Source organism: Streptomyces tricolor (assembly GCF_002155905.1).
Classification (GTDB): Bacteria; Actinomycetota; Actinomycetes; order Streptomycetales; family Streptomycetaceae; genus Streptomyces; species Streptomyces tricolor.
Genome location: NZ_MUMF01000805.1, coordinates 1 through 1,860, shown reverse-complemented (window position 1 = coordinate 1,860; position 1,860 = coordinate 1). Strand labels below are relative to the sequence as shown.

Below are 1,860 nucleotides of genomic sequence, written 5' to 3'. Positions count from 1 at the left end.
GACAACGCCGAACGCTCCCTGCACCGGGTCGTATCCCCCGGCGAGGGAGCGTTCGGCGTTGTCCAGCAGTTCCTTGCCGGTGAGCACCTCCGCGCGGGTGACGTGCGCGTCGAACGTCCGCAGCGCTTCGTCGACCTCCTCCTCCGGGACATCGGGGTGCAGGGCGGAGTGACCGACCAGCACGAGCGCGCCGGCCCGCCGGGTCTCGATCCCGGACTCCGCGCGGACACGAGCCCGGTCCTCGTCCAGCCCGGTGAGGCCAGCGGGCCCCTGAAACTCATGGCCCGCTCCAGCTCCACGATGTGCAGGGCTCGTCGCCGCGTATCAGCGTCCGTCGCCGCCCGGTCCTCCACGACGGTCCGCAGCGCCCGGAGGCTCCCGGCGCGGCGCTGCAACTCGGCGGCCTGGAGGAGGAGCCGGCCCTGGTGGTCCGCCGTCAGGAGAGCCGGTGCCTGCGGGGAGGTGACGATCCGGCGGGCCTGCGCGGCGGGATCCCCGCGTCGATCCGGCCGTCCCTGAGGATCCGCTCCAGCCACAGCGCCCGCTCGGCCCGCCCACGAGGAATCCGGTAGCGACCGGGCCGGTCCTCGGTACCTCCATGCACAGGGCGTCCGGCCTCGGGCCGCGAAGTGCGCCAGGAACTCCGCGGCCCCCGCGCCGGGATGGCCGACGAGGTGCCCCCGGCCCGCGTCCACGAGCCACTGATGCACGGTGTGCGTCATGGCCCCGGCGAAGTCACGGTCGTGCTCGTCCCGGGCACCGTCCTGGAACAGCCGGTACCGCTCCTCGACGTCGTACCGGGTGATGCGCCCCTGCGCGTAGTCGAGGGAGTCCTGCACCAGCCGCACCACCTGCCACTCCCGCGCCGCCGCGGCCCGCGCCCGGGCCTCCTCCAGCAGCCGCCGCCCCGCGGCCACCCCTCATCCGGGCCCCCGTGCATGTCGCTTCTCACGTCCATGCCGCGGAAGTGTGCACGGCAGCACCGACAGTCACCGGCCCGGCGTGCGCATCCCGGGCCCGCGCCGCAGGCTGAAGGCATGGCGAATCCGATTCACTACCCGCACATCGTGGTGCACGCCCCGGCCCTGGACGGCTCCCGCCGGGTCACCGAGGGCGATGTGACGCTGGGGATCGCCTCGCATCTGGACGATGTCGTGGAGATTCTGCGGCTGGCCGACCTGGACCGGATCGAGGTGGAGGAGAGCGACCTGATCGAATGGCAGGGCGGCGGCCCGGACGACTGGCCCGGACTGTCGGAGCACGAGCTGTGACGCGGCGCGTACGGCAGCGGTCGTAGGCCGGGTGCGCCACCCTCAAATCAACCTCTGAAGACCGCGGCGGAGGCTTCAACCACCCCGCGCCCAGGGCACATTCTCCGCACAGGGGCCCGCCGGCACGGGGGCGGCGGGTCCCTCCCGGGGGAGGTCTCATGGGCCGTACGACGTCGATTCCGCCGGCTGCGCCGGACCCGTGCGCGGTCGCCCTGCTGCGCGGGGGCGACCGCGCCGCCGTCACCGTCGCGGTGCTCGCCCTGCATCTGCGCGGCGCGGTCGAGGCGGGCCGGCCGGGCACGCTGCGCAAGACCGGGACGGGCGGTGCCGAGCCCTTCCGGCATCCGCTGGAGAAGGCCGTCCGCACCGGTCTGTACCGGCCCGCCGGCCCGCGCGAGCTGCCCGGCCGCGCGGTCGTACGGCGGGCCCTGGCCCGGATGCGGGCCGAACTCGCCGCGGACGGACTGCTGCGGGCGCTGCCGCCCCGCCGCACCCGGGCCGCCCGCCGGCTCCTGGCGGAGCTGCGCGCACGCCGCCCGCTGCCCGACGGCCCCGACGGCCTGCCGGAGGACGAGGCGCTGCTCGCCGC

General features: G+C 75.4%; 2 protein-coding genes and 1 pseudogene. 2 read left to right on the top strand and 1 reads right to left on the bottom strand.

Annotated features, from left to right (window positions below; translation table 11 throughout):
* A pseudogene (locus tag CCN44_RS39840) lies at positions 1 to 183 on the bottom strand (DUF4263 domain-containing protein); the annotation flags it as partial.
* An 854-nt stretch (positions 184 to 1,037) separates the two neighbouring features.
* Between CCN44_RS39840 and CCN44_RS39835 the strand changes: the two are divergent.
* Positions 1,038 to 1,271 (top strand): hypothetical protein, encoded by a 234-nt coding sequence (locus tag CCN44_RS39835; RefSeq protein ID WP_059253799.1) that lies wholly within the window; start codon positions 1,038 to 1,040, stop codon positions 1,269 to 1,271.
* Positions 1,272 to 1,429: 158 nt separating this feature from the next.
* A partial coding sequence (locus tag CCN44_RS39830; protein ID WP_143650384.1) for a TIGR04222 domain-containing membrane protein occupies positions 1,430 to 1,860 on the top strand: 431 nt, incomplete at its 3' end.

What these genes read in the sequence shown, in the direction of transcription:
- CCN44_RS39835 (WP_059253799.1), top strand. Translation starts at nt 1,038, where the DNA reads ATGGCGAATCCGATTCACTACCCGCACATCGTGGTGCACGCCCCGGCC.